The sequence below is a fragment of the Nocardia carnea genome, assembly GCF_029868325.1.
GTDB lineage: Bacteria > Actinomycetota > Actinomycetes > Mycobacteriales > Mycobacteriaceae > Nocardia > Nocardia carnea_C.
This window is the reverse complement of record NZ_JARWNW010000050.1, coordinates 1-14416: the sequence shown is the minus strand read 5'-3', so window position 1 is coordinate 14416 and position 14416 is coordinate 1. Positions and strand designations below refer to the sequence as shown.

Below are 14416 nucleotides of genomic sequence, written 5' to 3'. Positions count from 1 at the left end.
TGCACCAGGATGTGCCGACGGAGAACGTTGTGATCAAATCCGCGTCCATCCCCGGCTGAAAAACCATTTTAGTAGCGGTTAGGGTAGCCCCCGGGCCCCCGGGGCCCGGCGCCGGCCCGGCGGCCCGCACTGTGGTCGACGAATCGGTACCCGGCGATTCAGTAATGGTGCGGGACAACGAATTCATCTATTGCCCGTGGCATCAGTGGGGCTTCGAGCTCGCCACCGGTACCACCGCGGTGAAACCCGAATGGAGTATCCGCACCTACCCGGTGCGGGTCGTCGGCGACGACGTACTGGTCACCGCCTGACCCGAACAGCTGATCCCGGCCCGCCGTCCACACGGCCGGCCGCGGGAGTTTCCGCCCCGGCGGCTCCCCGAACCCTTGGCAGGAGTGTGCTATGCCCGCGGTAACGGTCAACGGCGGCAAAGTGGTCTACGAGATCCTCGGTGACACCGGGGATCTCATCGTGCTCACCCCGGGTGGCCGCTACAGCAAAGAGATTCCCGGGCTGCGACCGCTCGCCGAGGCCCTGGTCACCGGCGGTTACCGGGTCCTGCTGTGGGACCGGCCCAACTGCGGTGCCTCCGATGTGCAGTTCTACGGGCAGACCGAATCGCATATGCGCGCCGAAACGCTGCACGGACTGCTGACCGAACTGGGTACCGGACCCGTGATCCTGGCCGGCGGATCGGGCGGTGCGCGGGATTCGATGCTCACCACGATGCTGTACCCCGAGCTCGTCACCGATCTCGTCCTGTGGAATATCGTCGGCGGGGTCTACGGCACGTTCAACCTCGGCGCCTACTACGTCCTGCCCAGCCTGCAGACGGTGCGGGCGCTGGGGACCGAGGGTCTGCTGCGGATGAAGGAATGGCAGGAGCTGATCGCGGCGAACCCGGACAACGAACAGCGGTTGCGCGCCCTGGACTCCGACGAGTTCGTGAAACTCTCGCTGCGCTGGCTCAACGCCTACGTACCGAAACCGGGTCAGACGATCCCCGGCGTGGACGACGAGATGTTCGAACGGATCCAGGTACCCACGTTGATCATCCGCGGTGGCGCGAAGGATATGGACCATCCGAAACGCACGTCGCTCGAGGTGCACTGCCTGATCGAAGGCTCGATACTGATCGATCCACCGTGGCCCGAAGACGCCTGGGAGCGCGCCATGGAGGACCGTGCGCAGGGGCGGGCGAAGCAGTACAACATGTTCGATACCTGGGTACTGGCCGCCCCGGAGATCCTGAAATTCCTGGGCGACCGATGAGTCGGTGCCCCGCGGCGTCACACCGTGCTGATCCGGACCTCACAATTCGTCGAGGCCTCCAGCGCGGTGTGGATCCGGCTCTCCGGGACCCGCTCGAGATCGGCCTCACGCAAACGCACCTGCAGGATGTCGTAGCCGTCGCTGCCGGGCAGCCGGATGATCTCCCCGGTGAGCCCGAACCCGGCCAGCACCCCGTAGGCGTCGTCGTCGGTACCGCGACTGACATAGGTGACGACACCCGCAACCGGTTCGGTGCCGAACACCCGGGCACAGATTTCGACCACCCGCGCCGTATCCGCCGCCGCGTCCCCGGTATCGAGCAACACCTGCACCTCCCGCCGCGACCGCGGGGCCGCCCCCAGATCCTTCTCCAGGACTTCGCCCTCGATTTCGGTCAGCGCACCGGCCAGATCCGCCATACCGCGGGCCAGCGATTCGCCGGTGAGTTCCCCGGCCGGATCGATATTCACCCGCAACACCGCAGTTCGCATGCCGACGAGCCTAACCGGCGCGTACGGGCCCGGCCCACCCCCGGAACGGGCACGGTCGCGAGGAAGGAGCCGGTACACGGGCCGGCAGTCGCGGTATCGACGAATCAGTGTGCTTCCCGTCATCAGCGATCGGTGGCCCGACCGACCAAGCGGCAGACATCGACGCGGCCGGCACGGACAGGTTCCGTGAATGCGCAGATACGCCGGGAACCGCACCGCTCGGTGAGATGGGTGGGCCGCCCGGTCAGGCGCACGTTCGGAGCTGCTGCGGACGTAGACATCATCAGAGCGGCCCGGGTGCCGCGTCCACTCAGGAGGCACGATGCAGCACACCTTCTCGTCGGCCGGGGGTCTGGCGGTGGTTCCCTACCCCGGTAGCGAACCGCGGCTGCTGCGGCTCGGCGGCGGGGTCGAAACCGCCTACGAATACCGCGACAGCGGAGGGTACCGGCCGATCGGCGCGGTTACCGCGCTGGCCGATACCGTCGAACGCAGCGGGTTGCGGGGGCGCGGCGGCGCCGGGTTTCCGTTCGCGGTGAAGGTGAACAGTGTCCGCGCCGCGAGCCCGGCCGGTGCCGGCGCGCCCGCCGGGTGGACGGAAACCGTTGTCGTCGCCAACGGTGAGGAGGGCGAACCCGCCTCCTTCAAAGACCGCTGGCTGCTGCGCAACCGCCCGCATCTGGTGCTCGACGGTATCCGGCTGGCCGCCGCCCTGGTGAGCGCCCGGCGCGGGTACGTCTACGTATCGGACCCGGAATCCGAACGATCGGTGGTAGCGGCACTCGACGAGCTCGGCGGCGCGGTGCCCGGTGGCCCGGAACTCGCTGTGGTCCGGGTCGATCCCGGGTACGTGGCCGGTGAGGAAACCGCCGCGGTACAGGCGATCAACGGCCGTCGTGCGGTACCCACCGACAAACCGCCCCGGCCTTACGAAGCCGGTGTGGCCGGGCTGCCGACACTGGTCAGCAATGTCGAAACCCTCGCCAACCTGCCCTTCCTGGACCGCTGGGGCGCCGACGCATACCGCGCCGCGGGCACCGCGCTCTCCCCGGGCACCTTCCTGGCCACCGTCACCGCCGCGCACCGGGCTCCGGTCCTGTACGAACTTCCCTACGGCCTGCCGGTCACCGATCTGCTCGCCCTGCACGGCATTCCGGCCGATTCGGTGCGCGGGGCCCTGGTCGGTGGATACTTCACCGGCCTGCTCGACCGCTCGTTCACCGGCCTGACGCTCGACCACGAAACACTGCGCCGTGCCGGTTCGGGGCTGGGCTGTGGTGCCCTCGCGGTCCTCACCGAGGAATGCCCGGTCGCCGTCGCGGCAGCAGTCCTGAACTACTTCGACCGCGAGAACGCCGGACAGTGCGGTTCCTGCTTCAACGGCACCGCCGCCATGGCCGCCGTCACGACCGCACTGGCCGAAGGTCGTGCCGCCGAGGACGATCTGGACCGGCTGCGCCGCTGGTCGACGGTCCTGCGTGGCCGCGGCGCCTGCGGCACCCTGGACGCCGCCTGCAATACCGCGGCGAGCCTGCTGGACCGCTTCCCGCAGGAGGTCGCCGCACATCTCGGAAACCACTGCCCGGATTGCGCCGCTACTCCCGCCACCGATCGTGCCCCCTACCGCGTGGAAACGGAGGCTCTCCTGTGAAGATCAAGCTGGACCGCACACTCTGCGACGGCTTCGGTATCTGCGCCAAGCACGCCCCCGAACACTTCCCCCTCGACGACTGGGGTTACGCCTCGCTCGCCGGCGACCCGGTCATCGCCCCCGGCGACGAGCCCGCGGTAACCCGGGCACTGCTCGACTGCCCGGTCCACGCCATCACCACCCTGCCCGAACGCAACCGGCCGGGGGGCGAATCCGTCGGGGGTGCGGCGAGTGCTGTGCAGGAGTGAATTCCTGGCGCCCGCCCGAGCGTCGCGATCCTCATGTGCCCGGCCCCTCGGTGCCGAATCGGCCACTTTCCCTGCGGCGACCGTGATATCGTCCGATACGGCTCAGAGACTGCCGCGAAACCACAAGGTTCGATGGCGAGCACAGAGTCCCACCGCCCATGGACAACGCAGTGACACAGGCATTCACTCTGGCACTCAAGCGCACCGAACGTGCTCTGTACGTCGCGACAGACGGTATCGCCGACCGAACGTACCGATCCTTCACCCGAACCTTACATTGTGGGGTGAACCAGAGCACCGGCGCCGACCGCGGCGGGGAGCACCGGGTCGGCCACGTGGCCGCCGGTTCCGACGCCACCACCCGCCCGGAACCCGCAGTATGGAAGGAAAATTCCGCTCCACCTACTGCCACCAACACCCGGCCGGACGCCTTGCTGCACCGTGGTCGGCTCGTGCCCGAACTCGGTGAGGAGGTCAGTGAGCTGGCCAAGTTGTCCCCCACCCTGACCACGGCTCTGTCCGAAATCCGCCGGACAGGCTGGACGATCGAATACGGGCGACCCGGTGACGGAAGTTACGCGGACCGCGAGTCTCAGCGGATCGTCGTCGACCCGATATGGCAGAACGACAACCGGAAGCAGACCGCTATCCTCGCCGAGGAAGTCGGGCACGCCACCAATCCGAATCCGCCCCGTGAATTGCCTTATCGCGGCGGAGATCCGGAAGAATGGGTGGAACACAATGTCGCCGAACACCTGAACGACGAGGGTGAGGCCAAATTGTTCGGCGTGCAGGTCTTCCTGGAGGTCCAACACAACGGCGGGCCCTACATCCCGGTCGGTGGGCGCCACTACAGCGAATACGAACGCATCTACCAAGAATTCACCGAAGGTGCGTTGTCCAGGGACCAGGCCCGAGAATTGATAGCTGGGTTCCATGATCTGGAGGAAACCGGCAGCGGCACGACTCAGTCGTACGGCGATTACTGGCGGTCCCATTTCATGGGGGTCTACATGAACAAATACGGCGCCGGAGGCGGCACACCACACTGACGACTACCGCGTTTCCTGCCAGCCGCAGAGCGCTCCGCAGGACGACCTCGAACGCCTGCGACGCTGGTCGCCGTTCCTGCGCGACCGGCCCCCAGCGAGATAGCGCACTCACCGGGTCAACGAGGTCTCTTCGTGCGCCCGCGCGAGCTTCTGCGGGTTGCGCACGATGTAGAGCCCGGTCACCCTGCCGTTGTCGATTCGCAGCGCCACGACATCGTCGATCTGCCCATCGGAGCGGACGATCAGAGCCGGGGAGCCGTTGATATGCACGGGTTCGGCGGTGAGCGCATCGCCGAATCGCGGCAGGCCGACCGTCAGCAGTCGCGCCACCGCCCCGGCCCCCATGATCGGGCGCGGGGCCGCCTCTTTCACTCCGCCGCCGTCGCCCAGCAGCACCACGTCCGGAGCGAGTAGGTCGAGCAAGCCCTGAAGATCTCCGGTTTCGATCGCGCGCTGGAAAGCGGCGAGCGCGTTGCGGGTATCGGACGGTGACACGACTCCGCGGGGCCGACGCGCGGCGACGTGGGCGCGCGCCCGGTGGGCGATCTGGCGGACCGCGGCCGGGGTCTTGTCCACGGCTTCGGCGATCTCGTCGTAGGCCAGATCGAACACTTCGCGCAGCACGAATACCGCGCGTTCGGTGGGTGAGAGGGTTTCCAGCACCAGCAGCATCGCCATCGACATGTTCTCGGCCAGTTCGACGTCGTCGGCGACGTCGGGAGTGGTCAGCAGTGGTTCCGGGAGCCACGGGCCGACGTAGGATTCCCGGCGCCGGCCGAGCGTACGCAGCCGGGTCAGCGCCTGACGGGTCGTGATCCGCACCAGGTACGCGCGCGGGTCCCGCACCGTTGCGAGATCGACCCCTACCCATTTCAGCCAGGTCTCCTGCAGCACGTCCTCGGCGTCGGCGGCCGAGCCCAGCATTTCGTAGGCGACCGTGAAGAGCAGGTTGCGGTGGGCGACAAAGGCCTCGGTGGCCGGGTCCGTGTGCTCGTTCATGGCGACTCCTGTCCGTTCCTCGACTCCGGAGAACACACACGGGACGCCGCCCGATCGCGTCCTGTGACATCTGCGGACTGTGGTTCACAACACATCGGTGCACTGTCACAAGCGCAGGGGTCGTCGGCATCTTGTGGTCGTTCAACGCACAGCGACCACATATGAGGACACAATGAGCAATCATCACACCGCCGAGATCGCGCTCGTCACCGGCGCCAACAAGGGCATCGGCCGCGCGGCGGCCGAACTGCTCGCCGCGCAGGGCTGCACCGTCCTGATCGGCGCCCGGGATCCCGAACGTGGCGAGGCGGCGGCCGCAACGATCCGCAAATCGGGCGGTGCCGCGCACCCGATAACTCTGGATGTCACCGACCGGGCCACCCTCCGGTCGGCCACCGACCACATCGCGGAACAGTTCGGGCGGCTCGACATCCTGATCAACAACGCCGGTATGACCGGCTACCGGCAGGTCGACCCCGACAAGGCCTACGACCAGGTCCCGAGCACCGTGGACCTCGATATGGTGCGGGCGGTCTTCGAGACGAACGTCTTCGGCGTGATCGCGGTGATCAACGCCTTCCTCCCGCTCCTGCGGCGGTCTCAGGCAGCGCGCATCGTCAATGTCAGCAGCCACGCCGGCTCACTTGCCCTCATCGGTGACCCCGAAGGCCCCTTCGCCGGATTGCTGCCCTCGGCGGCGTATTCACCGTCGAAGACGGCACTCAACGCGCTGACCGTGAACTACGCGAACGAGTTGCGGAAGGACGGCATCCTGGTCAACGCTGTGGCGCCCGGGTATGTGGATACCGACAGCAACAACCACACCGGATTCCTGACACCGCCCCAGGGCGCTGCGATCCTCGTACGCCTGGCCACCCTCGGCGCCGACGGGCCCACCGGCGGATTCTTCGCCGAGGACGGCCCCGTGCCGTGGTGAGGATCAGCGCGTTTCCTGCCAGCCGCAAGGCATTCCGCAGGTGATATGTGTTTCGCTGTCGGTTGTGCCGTCGGCGAAGGTGCGTACCGTGGTCGATGCTTCGGCGGTATAGCCGCAGCGTGGGCAGACCGAGAAGTAGTCGAGCACCGGGTAGACGGTGACGAGCACCGGCGCTTCGGCACGGACCCGGACCGCGCGGTCCGGGTCGCCGGTGTTCAGACGGGATCGAACGACGAGATCAGCCATGAGTCTTCTACCTTCGACAGCGTCACCCGGACACTACTGGCGGCCAGCGCCGGATCGGGTTTCTCGGCGCTGGTGGTGGTCTGGTTGATGAACAGCAACGCGACCGCTGAATCGGGATGTATTTCGGCGACCGCCGAGCGCACGACGCTCGCGGAGGTTTTCACCGATTTCTCCTTCGCGGCGGGCGCGATGACCTTTTCGGTGAACTGGGTGTAGTAGTTGAGGAAATCCCCGGTCATCCTCGATTTGGCGGCGGCGAAATCCTGGTCCAGCGATTCGGGGGAATACGACAGCAGGGCCACGGTCCCCTCGGTCGCGGCGGAGAGCACCTCGTTCTTCGCCGCGTCACCGCGGGAATCGGGCCGGTACTGGAAGACCAGCAGCGCGGCGGCGAGGGCCACCGCCACCACGGCCAGCAGGGTGAGCAGAACCGGTTCCGGGGACCGGCGGACCTTGCGGAGCAGGCTGGGGATTCTCACGGTACGAACTCCACTTTCGACATCTTCAACTCCGAGTCCTCACGGGTGACGGTGACGCTGAGCCGCCACACCCGTGGTTCCTGCTGTGCGCCTGCCGTGTTGGTGACCCGGGACACGGCCGATACCAGCACGACCGCCGATTCGTCGGTCATGGATTCGACCGCGGCCGCGGTGATCTCGCCCTGGGTCGCGACCTTGGACTGCTCCACGACCTTGGTGAAATCTTCCGACCGCGTCTGGAAATCGGTGCGGAAGGCACCCGTGGAATGGTCCAGGACGCGTTTCACATCATCGGCGGCCTTACCGGAATCCAGTGTGGTGAGCGCGATAACACCTTCCCGGGCGGCATTGAGGAACTCGTCCTCCCGCGCCTGCGCCGCGGTGATCTGCTGGTGGTTCCATATCGAATACCCGCCGGCCGCCAGGGATACGAGCACGATCACCGCCACCACCGCCCGGGCAACCGCCCGGCCACTCGGCCGCCGCACCGTACTCGATTTCACCCGTCGCCCCGCGGCCGCCAACCGGCCCGCGACCTTCGAAGCGCGGTTCTTCGTGACGGCGGCGGAATCGGAGCCTTTCGACGCCCCTCTGCTCGAACGGGAATCCGCCGAGGTATCGCTGCCGGAGCCTTCCGTCAGCGATACCTCGGCGTGCGAACCCGAGCGTGCCGCGGTACCGCGCTCCGGCGTGGCACTCGAGGCGTCCTCCGCTTGCGTGACCGTGGGCTCCGAACCAGGACTTTCCGGCGACGCGGCCTTAGCCCCGGATGACGCCGCTTCGGTGGCGGATGCGGCGGCGGTAGCTACCCGCTCGGACTCGTCCGCGACCGAACCGCTCTCGCCGACCGCATCCGTGTCCGTGGTGTTCGCGGTGGGCCCGGGATCCGATATCCCCGAATCCGCCGATCCCGCGGCGCTACCGGCCGTGGCGGATTCCGCATCGGCCGCAGCGGCGCGGTGCTCCCCTGCCTCGCGTCGCAGTTTCGCGGCCCGGGCCCGAGCCCGGGCTGCGGTCGCGGATGCCTGCGCGGCCAGCGCCTCGGCTTCCGCCGCCGCTGCCTCGGCATCGGCTTGTTCGGCCGCCAGGATCATCGGGTCGGTGGCGGTTTCGGGCATCTATCCCACCTCGATCACTCTCAGTCGCTTGCGGGCAGCGGCTTTGCTTCCTTGATGGTCAGCGGTGTGGCCCCCACGCTGAGGGTGCCGGCCCCCGCCTTGGTCACCAGGACCTCCGCGCCCTGGTCGTCGACGTAGCGTTTACCGATCAGGTTGCCGTCGGCGAAACCTTCCTGCGGACCACCGTCCGACGGGGCCGCGCCACCGTCGATGGGCACCATCGGTACGCCGCCGGCCCGCAGATCGTCGAGGCTGTCGGCGGCCCGGACGATGATCACCTCGGTAGTACACACCTGACTCCGTAGCCGGGTCCCGGTTTTGGCCATGATCTTCTTCCTTTCGCGTGCGGCGGTTACGCGCCGGCGGTTTCGCGGGTGAGTTCGGCGACGAGTTCGCGCCGCAGGATCTTCCCGGTCGGGGTGGCGGGTAGTTCGGGCCGGAACACCACACGGTCGGGGGTGCGGGAACCGCGTAGTCCGGAGCGGACATAGCCGCGCAGCTCTTCTGGGTCCGGCGTCCGGCCGGGTTCGGCGGGTACCACGACCGCGACGATGATCTGCCCCCATTCGGCGTCCTCGACGCCCACGACCGCGCAGTCGTGCACGGCCGGATGTTCCACCAGCACGTCCTCGATCTCGGCGGGTGCGATGTTCTCACCGCCGCGGATGATGGTGTCGTCGCTGCGGCCGTGGATGAACAGGTAGCCGTCGGCGTCGAGTACGGCGAGGTCCTTGGTCGGGAACCAGCCCTGGGCGTCGAGTACCGAACCGATCCCGGTGTACCGCCCGGATACCTGCGGACCGCGGACGAACAGTTCCCCGGCGACCTCGGCCGGCAGAACCGCGCCGGTCTCGTCGCGGATCTGCACCTCGATCCCGGGTACCGGCTGCCCGACCGAACCGAGCCGCCGCGCCACTTTCTCGTCGCCGGAGCCGAGCGCTGCCCGGTGGTCGTCGGGGCCGAGTACCGCGATCGTCGAACTGGTTTCGGTGAGCCCGTAGGCATTGACGAAACCGACGTCCGGCAGCAGCTCCAGCGCGGTCCGCACCAGCGGCAGCGCGACTTTGGAGCCACCGTAGGCCAGGGTGCGCAGGGTGGGCAGTCCCGATCCGGTGGCTTTCAACGCGCCGACGATCCGGTCCAGCATGGTCGGGACCACGGTCGCGGTGGTGACCCGTTCGGTCTCGACGAGCCGGATCCATTCGCGCGGATCGAAACTGCGCAGGTAGACCATTTTGCGGCCGGCGTAGAGGTTCGAGAGCGCGGCCCCCACCCCGGCGACGTGATAGGGCGGGACGCAGATCAGCGAGACGTCGTCGTCCGCGGCGGAGGCGAATTCCACCGTGCCGGTGATATAGCTGACCAGGTTGTTGTGCGAGAGTTCGACCGCTTTGGGCTGCGAGGTGGTCCCGGAGGTGAACAGTACGACGGCGGGCGAATCGGGGTCGGGTTCGGTGCCGGCCGGTTCGGTATCGCGGGCGGCGGCCAGGAAACGCGCCGAATCCCACAGCAGTTCGGCAGTGCCGGTCACGGCGCCGGTGTAGGCGTCGTCGTGGATTACCAGCGGCGCGTCGAGCCGGTGGATCAGTTCGGCGAGTTTATCGCCGCTGAGGCGGTAGTTCAGCGGCGTGAACGGCACACCGGCCCGGGCCGAGGCGAATATCAGCAGCGGCAGGAGCGCTCCGCCGGTACCCACGTATGCGACACTGCGGGCTCCCGAGCCGGCGATCGCGCCCGCTCCCCCGTGGGCCAGCGCGTCCAGTTCGGCGCCGGTCCACCGCGATTCGCCCGATACGACGGCTGCCCGATCGGGATTGTTCGACGCCGCCATATCCAGCAGTAGCGAAATACTCATACGACTACTTCCTGAATGCCGGACGCCGCGATACAGCGACCGGCCGGTAGTGATATCGATATTCTCGAAAATCGAGAATAACATATCCGCTGGCCTTGGAGTCCGGATCGACCAACCAGCCGGTCCGTACCGTACTCACCCCCGCACACCCCCGCTCAGCACACCGAACGCACACAGGTTCCACACTTCCGTCGCAGTGATCGGATGGGCACCGTCATCGGATCGGGCCCCCTGCGCCACGAACATCACCGTTTGCAGCGTCATGGCCGCGAGCCGCCGCGGACGAGTACCCGCGCGTAGGTACCCCGCGACATCGGCGGCGCCCACCAGATCGGCCAGCAATTCGAACAGCGACGCATGCGCGACCTGGATCTCGATCGGATCCGACATCAGCAACCGGGGCGCGAATTCGGTGAACAGCGGCCGATGCGCGCCCGGGTCGGGCCGGCAGAACTCGAACAGCAGTTCCACCGCCGTGCGGAGCTTGTCCAGCGGATCGGCATCGTTTCCGGTGGCTTCGCGGATCTGACCGGCCACCTTGGCGATGGCCTCCTCGTAGAGAGCCAGCAGCAATTCGTGCTTCCCGTCGAAGAGCAGATAGAAGCTGCGCAGCGATTGCCCCGCCTCGTCGACCACCTCGTGCATGGTGAAATCGGTACTGCCCCGCTGGGTGATCAGCGCGCGCGCCGCATCCAGGAAGCGCTGCACCTGCGCGCTGCCGAACAGCTTGGTGGTGCGCACCGAACGCGCATCGATCCGCTGCTGCAGGGTCAGCCCGCTACCGGTACTCCGCATGGCCGTACCTCCGATTGCCGTATCCGTCGATCGGCCCGCACGGTCGCGCGCCGGCCGCTCACTCGTACCGCGGCGGGAACCACCGGAGTGGACCCGTTGCCCGGCCCGGCTACCGGCCGCGGAAACTAGAATATCCGGTTGCGAGAATGATATTCTCATAATCGGCCAAAGGAGGTACACAGTGCAGCTGACTTTCGACGAGGACGTGGAAGAGTTCCGCGCCGAGTTCATCGCGTTCCTCGACGAGCATCTGCCGCCCGAGGCGGTTGCCACCGAGCGCCCGCAGTCGAGCTCACACGTGCCCGCATGGTCACGCGCCTGGCAGAGCACCCAGTTCGACCACGGCTGGCTGGTTCCCGGGTACCCACCCGAATTCGGCGGCCGCAATGCCACGGTTCTGCAGCAGTACGTGCACCGGGAGGAACTCGGGCGCCGCAAGATCTACGAAAGCTGCAACCCGCAGGGACAGGGCATCATCGCCGCCTCCCTCATCACCTTCGGCACTCCCGAACAGCAGCAGCGCTGGGCCGTACCGATCCTGCGCGGGGAAATGCCCGCCGCCCTCGGAATGAGCGAACCCGGCGCTGGTTCGGATCTGGCCGGCCTGCGCACCCGCGCAGTCCGCGACGGCGACCATTTCGTCGTCAACGGCCAGAAGGTCTGGACCTCGGGCGCCCACGACTCCGATGTGATCCTCACCTTCGTCCGCACCGATCCGGACGCCCCCAAACACAAGGGCATCTCGGTCCTGCTGATCCCCACCGATACGCCCGGCGTACGCCGCCGCCCATTTGCCTCGGCCTGCGCCGGCGACGATCTGGACTTCAACGAAGTCTTCTTCGAAGACGCCCGGATCCCGGTGGAGAACCTGGTCGGCGAACTGAACCGGGGCTGGACCGTGGCCACCGGCTCGCTCGGCCACGAACGCACCCTGCTGTGGATGAGTTTCGCGCAACGCCTGCGCATGCTGGTACAGGATTTCCGGCCACGCACCGAACTCGAAATCGACCGTTTCGCCGGCGTGGTCATGGATCTGCAGGCACTCGAACTGCTCGGTTCGACGGCGCTGGCCAAAGAATCCCGCGGCGAAGCGGATGTGGCCGCACTTTCGATACTGAAGCTACTGGGTTCCGAGAGTGTGCAGCGCGGTCTGGAAGCCGCCCTCGACGCCGCCGGCGCCGAAGGACTCGAACATCCCACGGTCACCTCCCGGCACAGCCTGCTCAACCTGGAAGACCACGCACCGAGCTGGTTCGAACGCTATCTACGCAGCTTCTCCGGAACCATCGCGGGCGGCACCTCCGAAATCCAGCGCAATATCATCGCCCAGCGCATCCTCGGCCTGCCCCGCAGCTGACCGCCGGCGCCGGACGGCCCCCGTCGCGAAGCAGCTGCGCTGCCGGATCAGCGCAGCTGCTCGGTCAGCCGCGCCAGGCCGTCCCGGATCAGCTCGCCCTCCTCACCTGCCGATCTCGTCCCCAATCGCGGCGAGCAGCAGACGTGCCTCTTCCTGCTCGGCCGTGAACGAGCTGAGCTGCCTCGCCGATTCGGTGCAGCGTTCGGTCGGTGGTCATCGACGACTCGTGTTGCTATGCCTCAGCGCGGGAGCATTTCCTCCCAGCTGCCGTGGCTGTCGGCCACCAGATCGGTCTGGCGGTACAGCTGTCCGTCCGGGGCCAGGTACTCACCGGTGTCCGGATCGTATTGGGCGTAGGCGACGGCGGGCGCGGTGGCCGGGGCGGGGGTCGTTGCGGCGGCGGGGGCGTTACCGGGAGGCGGGTCGAAACGCGAATCCGGCGGAATGCCCTGGCTTTCCAGTTCGGGGTCGCGGGGATACGGGCCGACCACCGGCTGTTCGGGTGCGACCGGCACGTATTCCTGGTCGCTGTTGCAGATGGCCGCGGTCGGGGCACGTTTGGCCGGGTTGTCGGCGCAGGGGATATTGCGGGCGCCCCGGACACCGACCGGATGGTCCTGCGGCAGTTTGCAGTACAGGTTGTCGGGGGTGTCTATGGTGGTGGTGTCCTGCGGGGATCGCCATTCCGACGGCGGGAGGAAGCCGACGGTGCAGGCGGGAGGATCGGAGACGCCGCTCACCCGGAAATCACCGATCCCCAGACCGGAGGCGTTCTTGGTCGGCTGGACGGCCTGAACCAGCGAAACCACGGGGGGGAGCAGGACCAGTAGCTGTTCGAGGCCCGCGTTGTAGGTGACGCCGAGCTGCCCGACCGAGGTCAGGTTGGACAGCAGCACCGGCAGCGTCAGATCCACCGAATCCAGGAGCGCCGACACTTCGTCGGCGAAGGCCGGGCCGGAATGCAGCACGGTGCGGATCTCCGGGTCGTTGGCTATCAGTTGTCCGGTGACATCGGCGGTGGCGCGGGTCCAGATGCGGATCGCGTCGGCGGTCTGCACTTGTGAGTCGAGCAGTGGCTGGGCGTCCTGCACGAGGGTTCTGGTGGTATCGCCGACGCCGTTCATCTCCCCGGTCAGTTTCTCGGCGGAGGTGAGCAGCGAATCGAGGTCGTAGCTCGCGCCGTTGACACCGGCGAACATCTCGTCGAGAAGGCGCCGGAGATCGTCCTTGGGGATCGTGTCCACCAGGGCGCTGAGTTTGTCCAGCATCGGGCCCACCGGTTGCGGTACCGCGGTATCGCGGCGTTCGATGGTGGCGCCGTCGTAGAGGTAGGGCGGGGAATCGGTGCGCGGCAGCAGGTCCACGTACTGTTCGCCGACGGCGGAGACACTGCGCACCTCGGCGGTCAGGTCGGTGGGGATCCGGTAGGAACCGTCGATCGCCAGTGTGGCGCGAACACCGTCGCCCGCCAGCTCGACCCCGGTGACCTTGCCGACTTGGATCCCGCGGTAGGTCACGTTACCGAAGCGGTACAGGCCGCCGGCCTCCGGAAGTTCCACGGTGACCCCGATGGTGCCGATACCGGCGAGAGTCGGCAGGCGCATGTACATCACCGACATCACCACCAGCCCGATCACCGAGAGAACACTGAAGATGATCAGCTGGGCTTTGACGAAGCGGGACAGCAGCATCAGCCGCCTCCAATCCCGGGAATCTGAGGTAGCTGGATCTCCGGCAGCGGGAACGGCAGGCCGGGCACGGCCGGCGGCGCCGGCGCGGGCGGCGGCACGGGAGCCGGGGCAGGCGCCGGTGGGGCCGGAGCGGGCGGCGGTGGCGGCGGGGGGGCGGGCGGGGGGGGGGGGGGTCCGGATCCGGGGGGGTTGGTGGGGGGGTGGGGGGGGGCCGGGTCGCCGCCG

General features: G+C 67.7%; 15 protein-coding genes and 1 pseudogene. 7 read left to right on the top strand and 9 right to left on the bottom strand.

Going from position 1 to position 14416, the window contains the following annotated elements; all coding sequences use genetic code 11:
• Nucleotides 1–116 precede the first annotated feature (116 nt).
• Together QH196_RS02540 and QH196_RS02535 are read left to right on the top strand one after the other, a co-directional pair.
• Nucleotides 117–311: pseudogene (locus tag QH196_RS02540) on the top strand (Rieske (2Fe-2S) protein); the annotation flags it as partial.
• Between the two features lie 91 nt (nucleotides 312–402).
• Complete coding sequence (locus QH196_RS02535; RefSeq protein ID WP_280414119.1) at nucleotides 403–1272, top strand: alpha/beta fold hydrolase; 870 nt, start codon at nucleotides 403–405, stop codon at nucleotides 1270–1272.
• Nucleotides 1273–1289: 17 nt separating this feature from the next.
• Here the strand turns inward: QH196_RS02535 and QH196_RS02530 are convergent, their stop codons facing one another.
• Nucleotides 1290–1763, bottom strand: a complete 474-nt coding sequence (locus tag QH196_RS02530) for a hypothetical protein (protein ID WP_280414118.1) — start codon at nucleotides 1761–1763, stop codon at nucleotides 1290–1292.
• 322 nt (nucleotides 1764–2085) lie between these two features.
• Between QH196_RS02530 and QH196_RS02525 the strand changes: the two genes are divergently transcribed.
• The 3 genes from QH196_RS02525 (at nucleotide 2086) to QH196_RS02515 (ending at nucleotide 4714) form a co-directional block, all read left to right on the top strand.
• Nucleotides 2086–3414, top strand: a complete 1329-nt coding sequence (locus QH196_RS02525) for an NADH-ubiquinone oxidoreductase-F iron-sulfur binding region domain-containing protein (RefSeq protein WP_280414117.1) — start codon at nucleotides 2086–2088, stop codon at nucleotides 3412–3414.
• A complete protein-coding gene (locus tag QH196_RS02520) occupies nucleotides 3411–3662 on the top strand; it encodes a ferredoxin (protein WP_280414116.1) in 252 nt (83 codons plus the stop codon). Before QH196_RS02525 ends, QH196_RS02520 begins: the two co-directional genes overlap by 4 nt.
• Nucleotides 3663–3946: 284 nt before the next feature.
• A complete protein-coding gene (locus tag QH196_RS02515; RefSeq protein WP_280414115.1) occupies nucleotides 3947–4714 on the top strand; it encodes a hypothetical protein in 768 nt (255 codons plus the stop codon).
• 108 nt (nucleotides 4715–4822) lie between these two features.
• Here the strand turns inward: QH196_RS02515 and QH196_RS02510 are convergent, their stop codons facing one another.
• Nucleotides 4823–5713 carry an RNA polymerase sigma-70 factor gene (locus QH196_RS02510; protein WP_280414114.1) on the bottom strand — a complete coding sequence of 297 codons (891 nt, stop codon included), beginning with the start codon at nucleotides 5711–5713 and terminating at the stop codon, nucleotides 4823–4825.
• A 172-nt stretch (nucleotides 5714–5885) separates the two neighbouring features.
• On the opposite strand from QH196_RS02510, the gene QH196_RS02505 reads away from it, so the two are divergent.
• Nucleotides 5886–6650: an SDR family oxidoreductase gene (locus QH196_RS02505; RefSeq protein ID WP_280414113.1), complete on the top strand. Its 765-nt coding sequence runs from the start codon at nucleotides 5886–5888 to the stop codon at nucleotides 6648–6650.
• A 3-nt stretch (nucleotides 6651–6653) separates the two neighbouring features.
• On the opposite strand, the gene QH196_RS02500 is transcribed toward QH196_RS02505, so the two are convergent.
• The 6 genes from QH196_RS02500 to QH196_RS02475 form a co-directional block, all read right to left on the bottom strand.
• Nucleotides 6654–6896, bottom strand: a complete 243-nt coding sequence (locus tag QH196_RS02500; RefSeq protein ID WP_280414112.1) for a hypothetical protein — start codon at nucleotides 6894–6896, stop codon at nucleotides 6654–6656.
• The gene (locus QH196_RS02495; protein WP_432278208.1) at nucleotides 6866–7375 is read right to left on the bottom strand and encodes a twin-arginine translocation pathway signal; all 510 of its coding nucleotides are present in this window, start codon (nucleotides 7373–7375) and stop codon (nucleotides 6866–6868) included. Before QH196_RS02495 ends, QH196_RS02500 begins: the two co-directional genes overlap by 31 nt.
• Nucleotides 7372–8493 (bottom strand): hypothetical protein, encoded by a 1122-nt coding sequence (locus QH196_RS02490; protein ID WP_280414111.1) that lies wholly within the window; start codon nucleotides 8491–8493, stop codon nucleotides 7372–7374. Before QH196_RS02490 ends, QH196_RS02495 begins: the two co-directional genes overlap by 4 nt.
• A gap of 20 nt (nucleotides 8494–8513) precedes the next feature.
• Nucleotides 8514–8819 (bottom strand): hypothetical protein, encoded by a 306-nt coding sequence (locus QH196_RS02485; RefSeq protein ID WP_033246807.1) that lies wholly within the window; start codon nucleotides 8817–8819, stop codon nucleotides 8514–8516.
• A 26-nt stretch (nucleotides 8820–8845) separates the two neighbouring features.
• Entirely contained in the window at nucleotides 8846–10348 is a 1503-nt protein-coding gene (locus QH196_RS02480) for a class I adenylate-forming enzyme family protein (protein ID WP_280414110.1), read from the bottom strand.
• Between the two features lie 135 nt (nucleotides 10349–10483).
• Complete coding sequence (locus QH196_RS02475; protein WP_280414109.1) at nucleotides 10484–11143, bottom strand: TetR/AcrR family transcriptional regulator; 660 nt, start codon at nucleotides 11141–11143, stop codon at nucleotides 10484–10486.
• A 181-nt stretch (nucleotides 11144–11324) separates the two neighbouring features.
• Between QH196_RS02475 and QH196_RS02470 the strand changes: the two genes are divergently transcribed.
• Nucleotides 11325–12500 carry an acyl-CoA dehydrogenase family protein gene (locus QH196_RS02470; RefSeq protein ID WP_280414108.1) on the top strand — a complete coding sequence of 392 codons (1176 nt, stop codon included), beginning with the start codon at nucleotides 11325–11327 and terminating at the stop codon, nucleotides 12498–12500.
• Between the two features lie 239 nt (nucleotides 12501–12739).
• On the opposite strand, the gene QH196_RS02465 is transcribed toward QH196_RS02470, so the two are convergent.
• Nucleotides 12740–14188, bottom strand: a complete 1449-nt coding sequence (locus QH196_RS02465; RefSeq protein WP_280414120.1) for an MlaD family protein — start codon at nucleotides 14186–14188, stop codon at nucleotides 12740–12742.
• Between the last annotated feature and the right edge of the window lie 228 nt (nucleotides 14189–14416).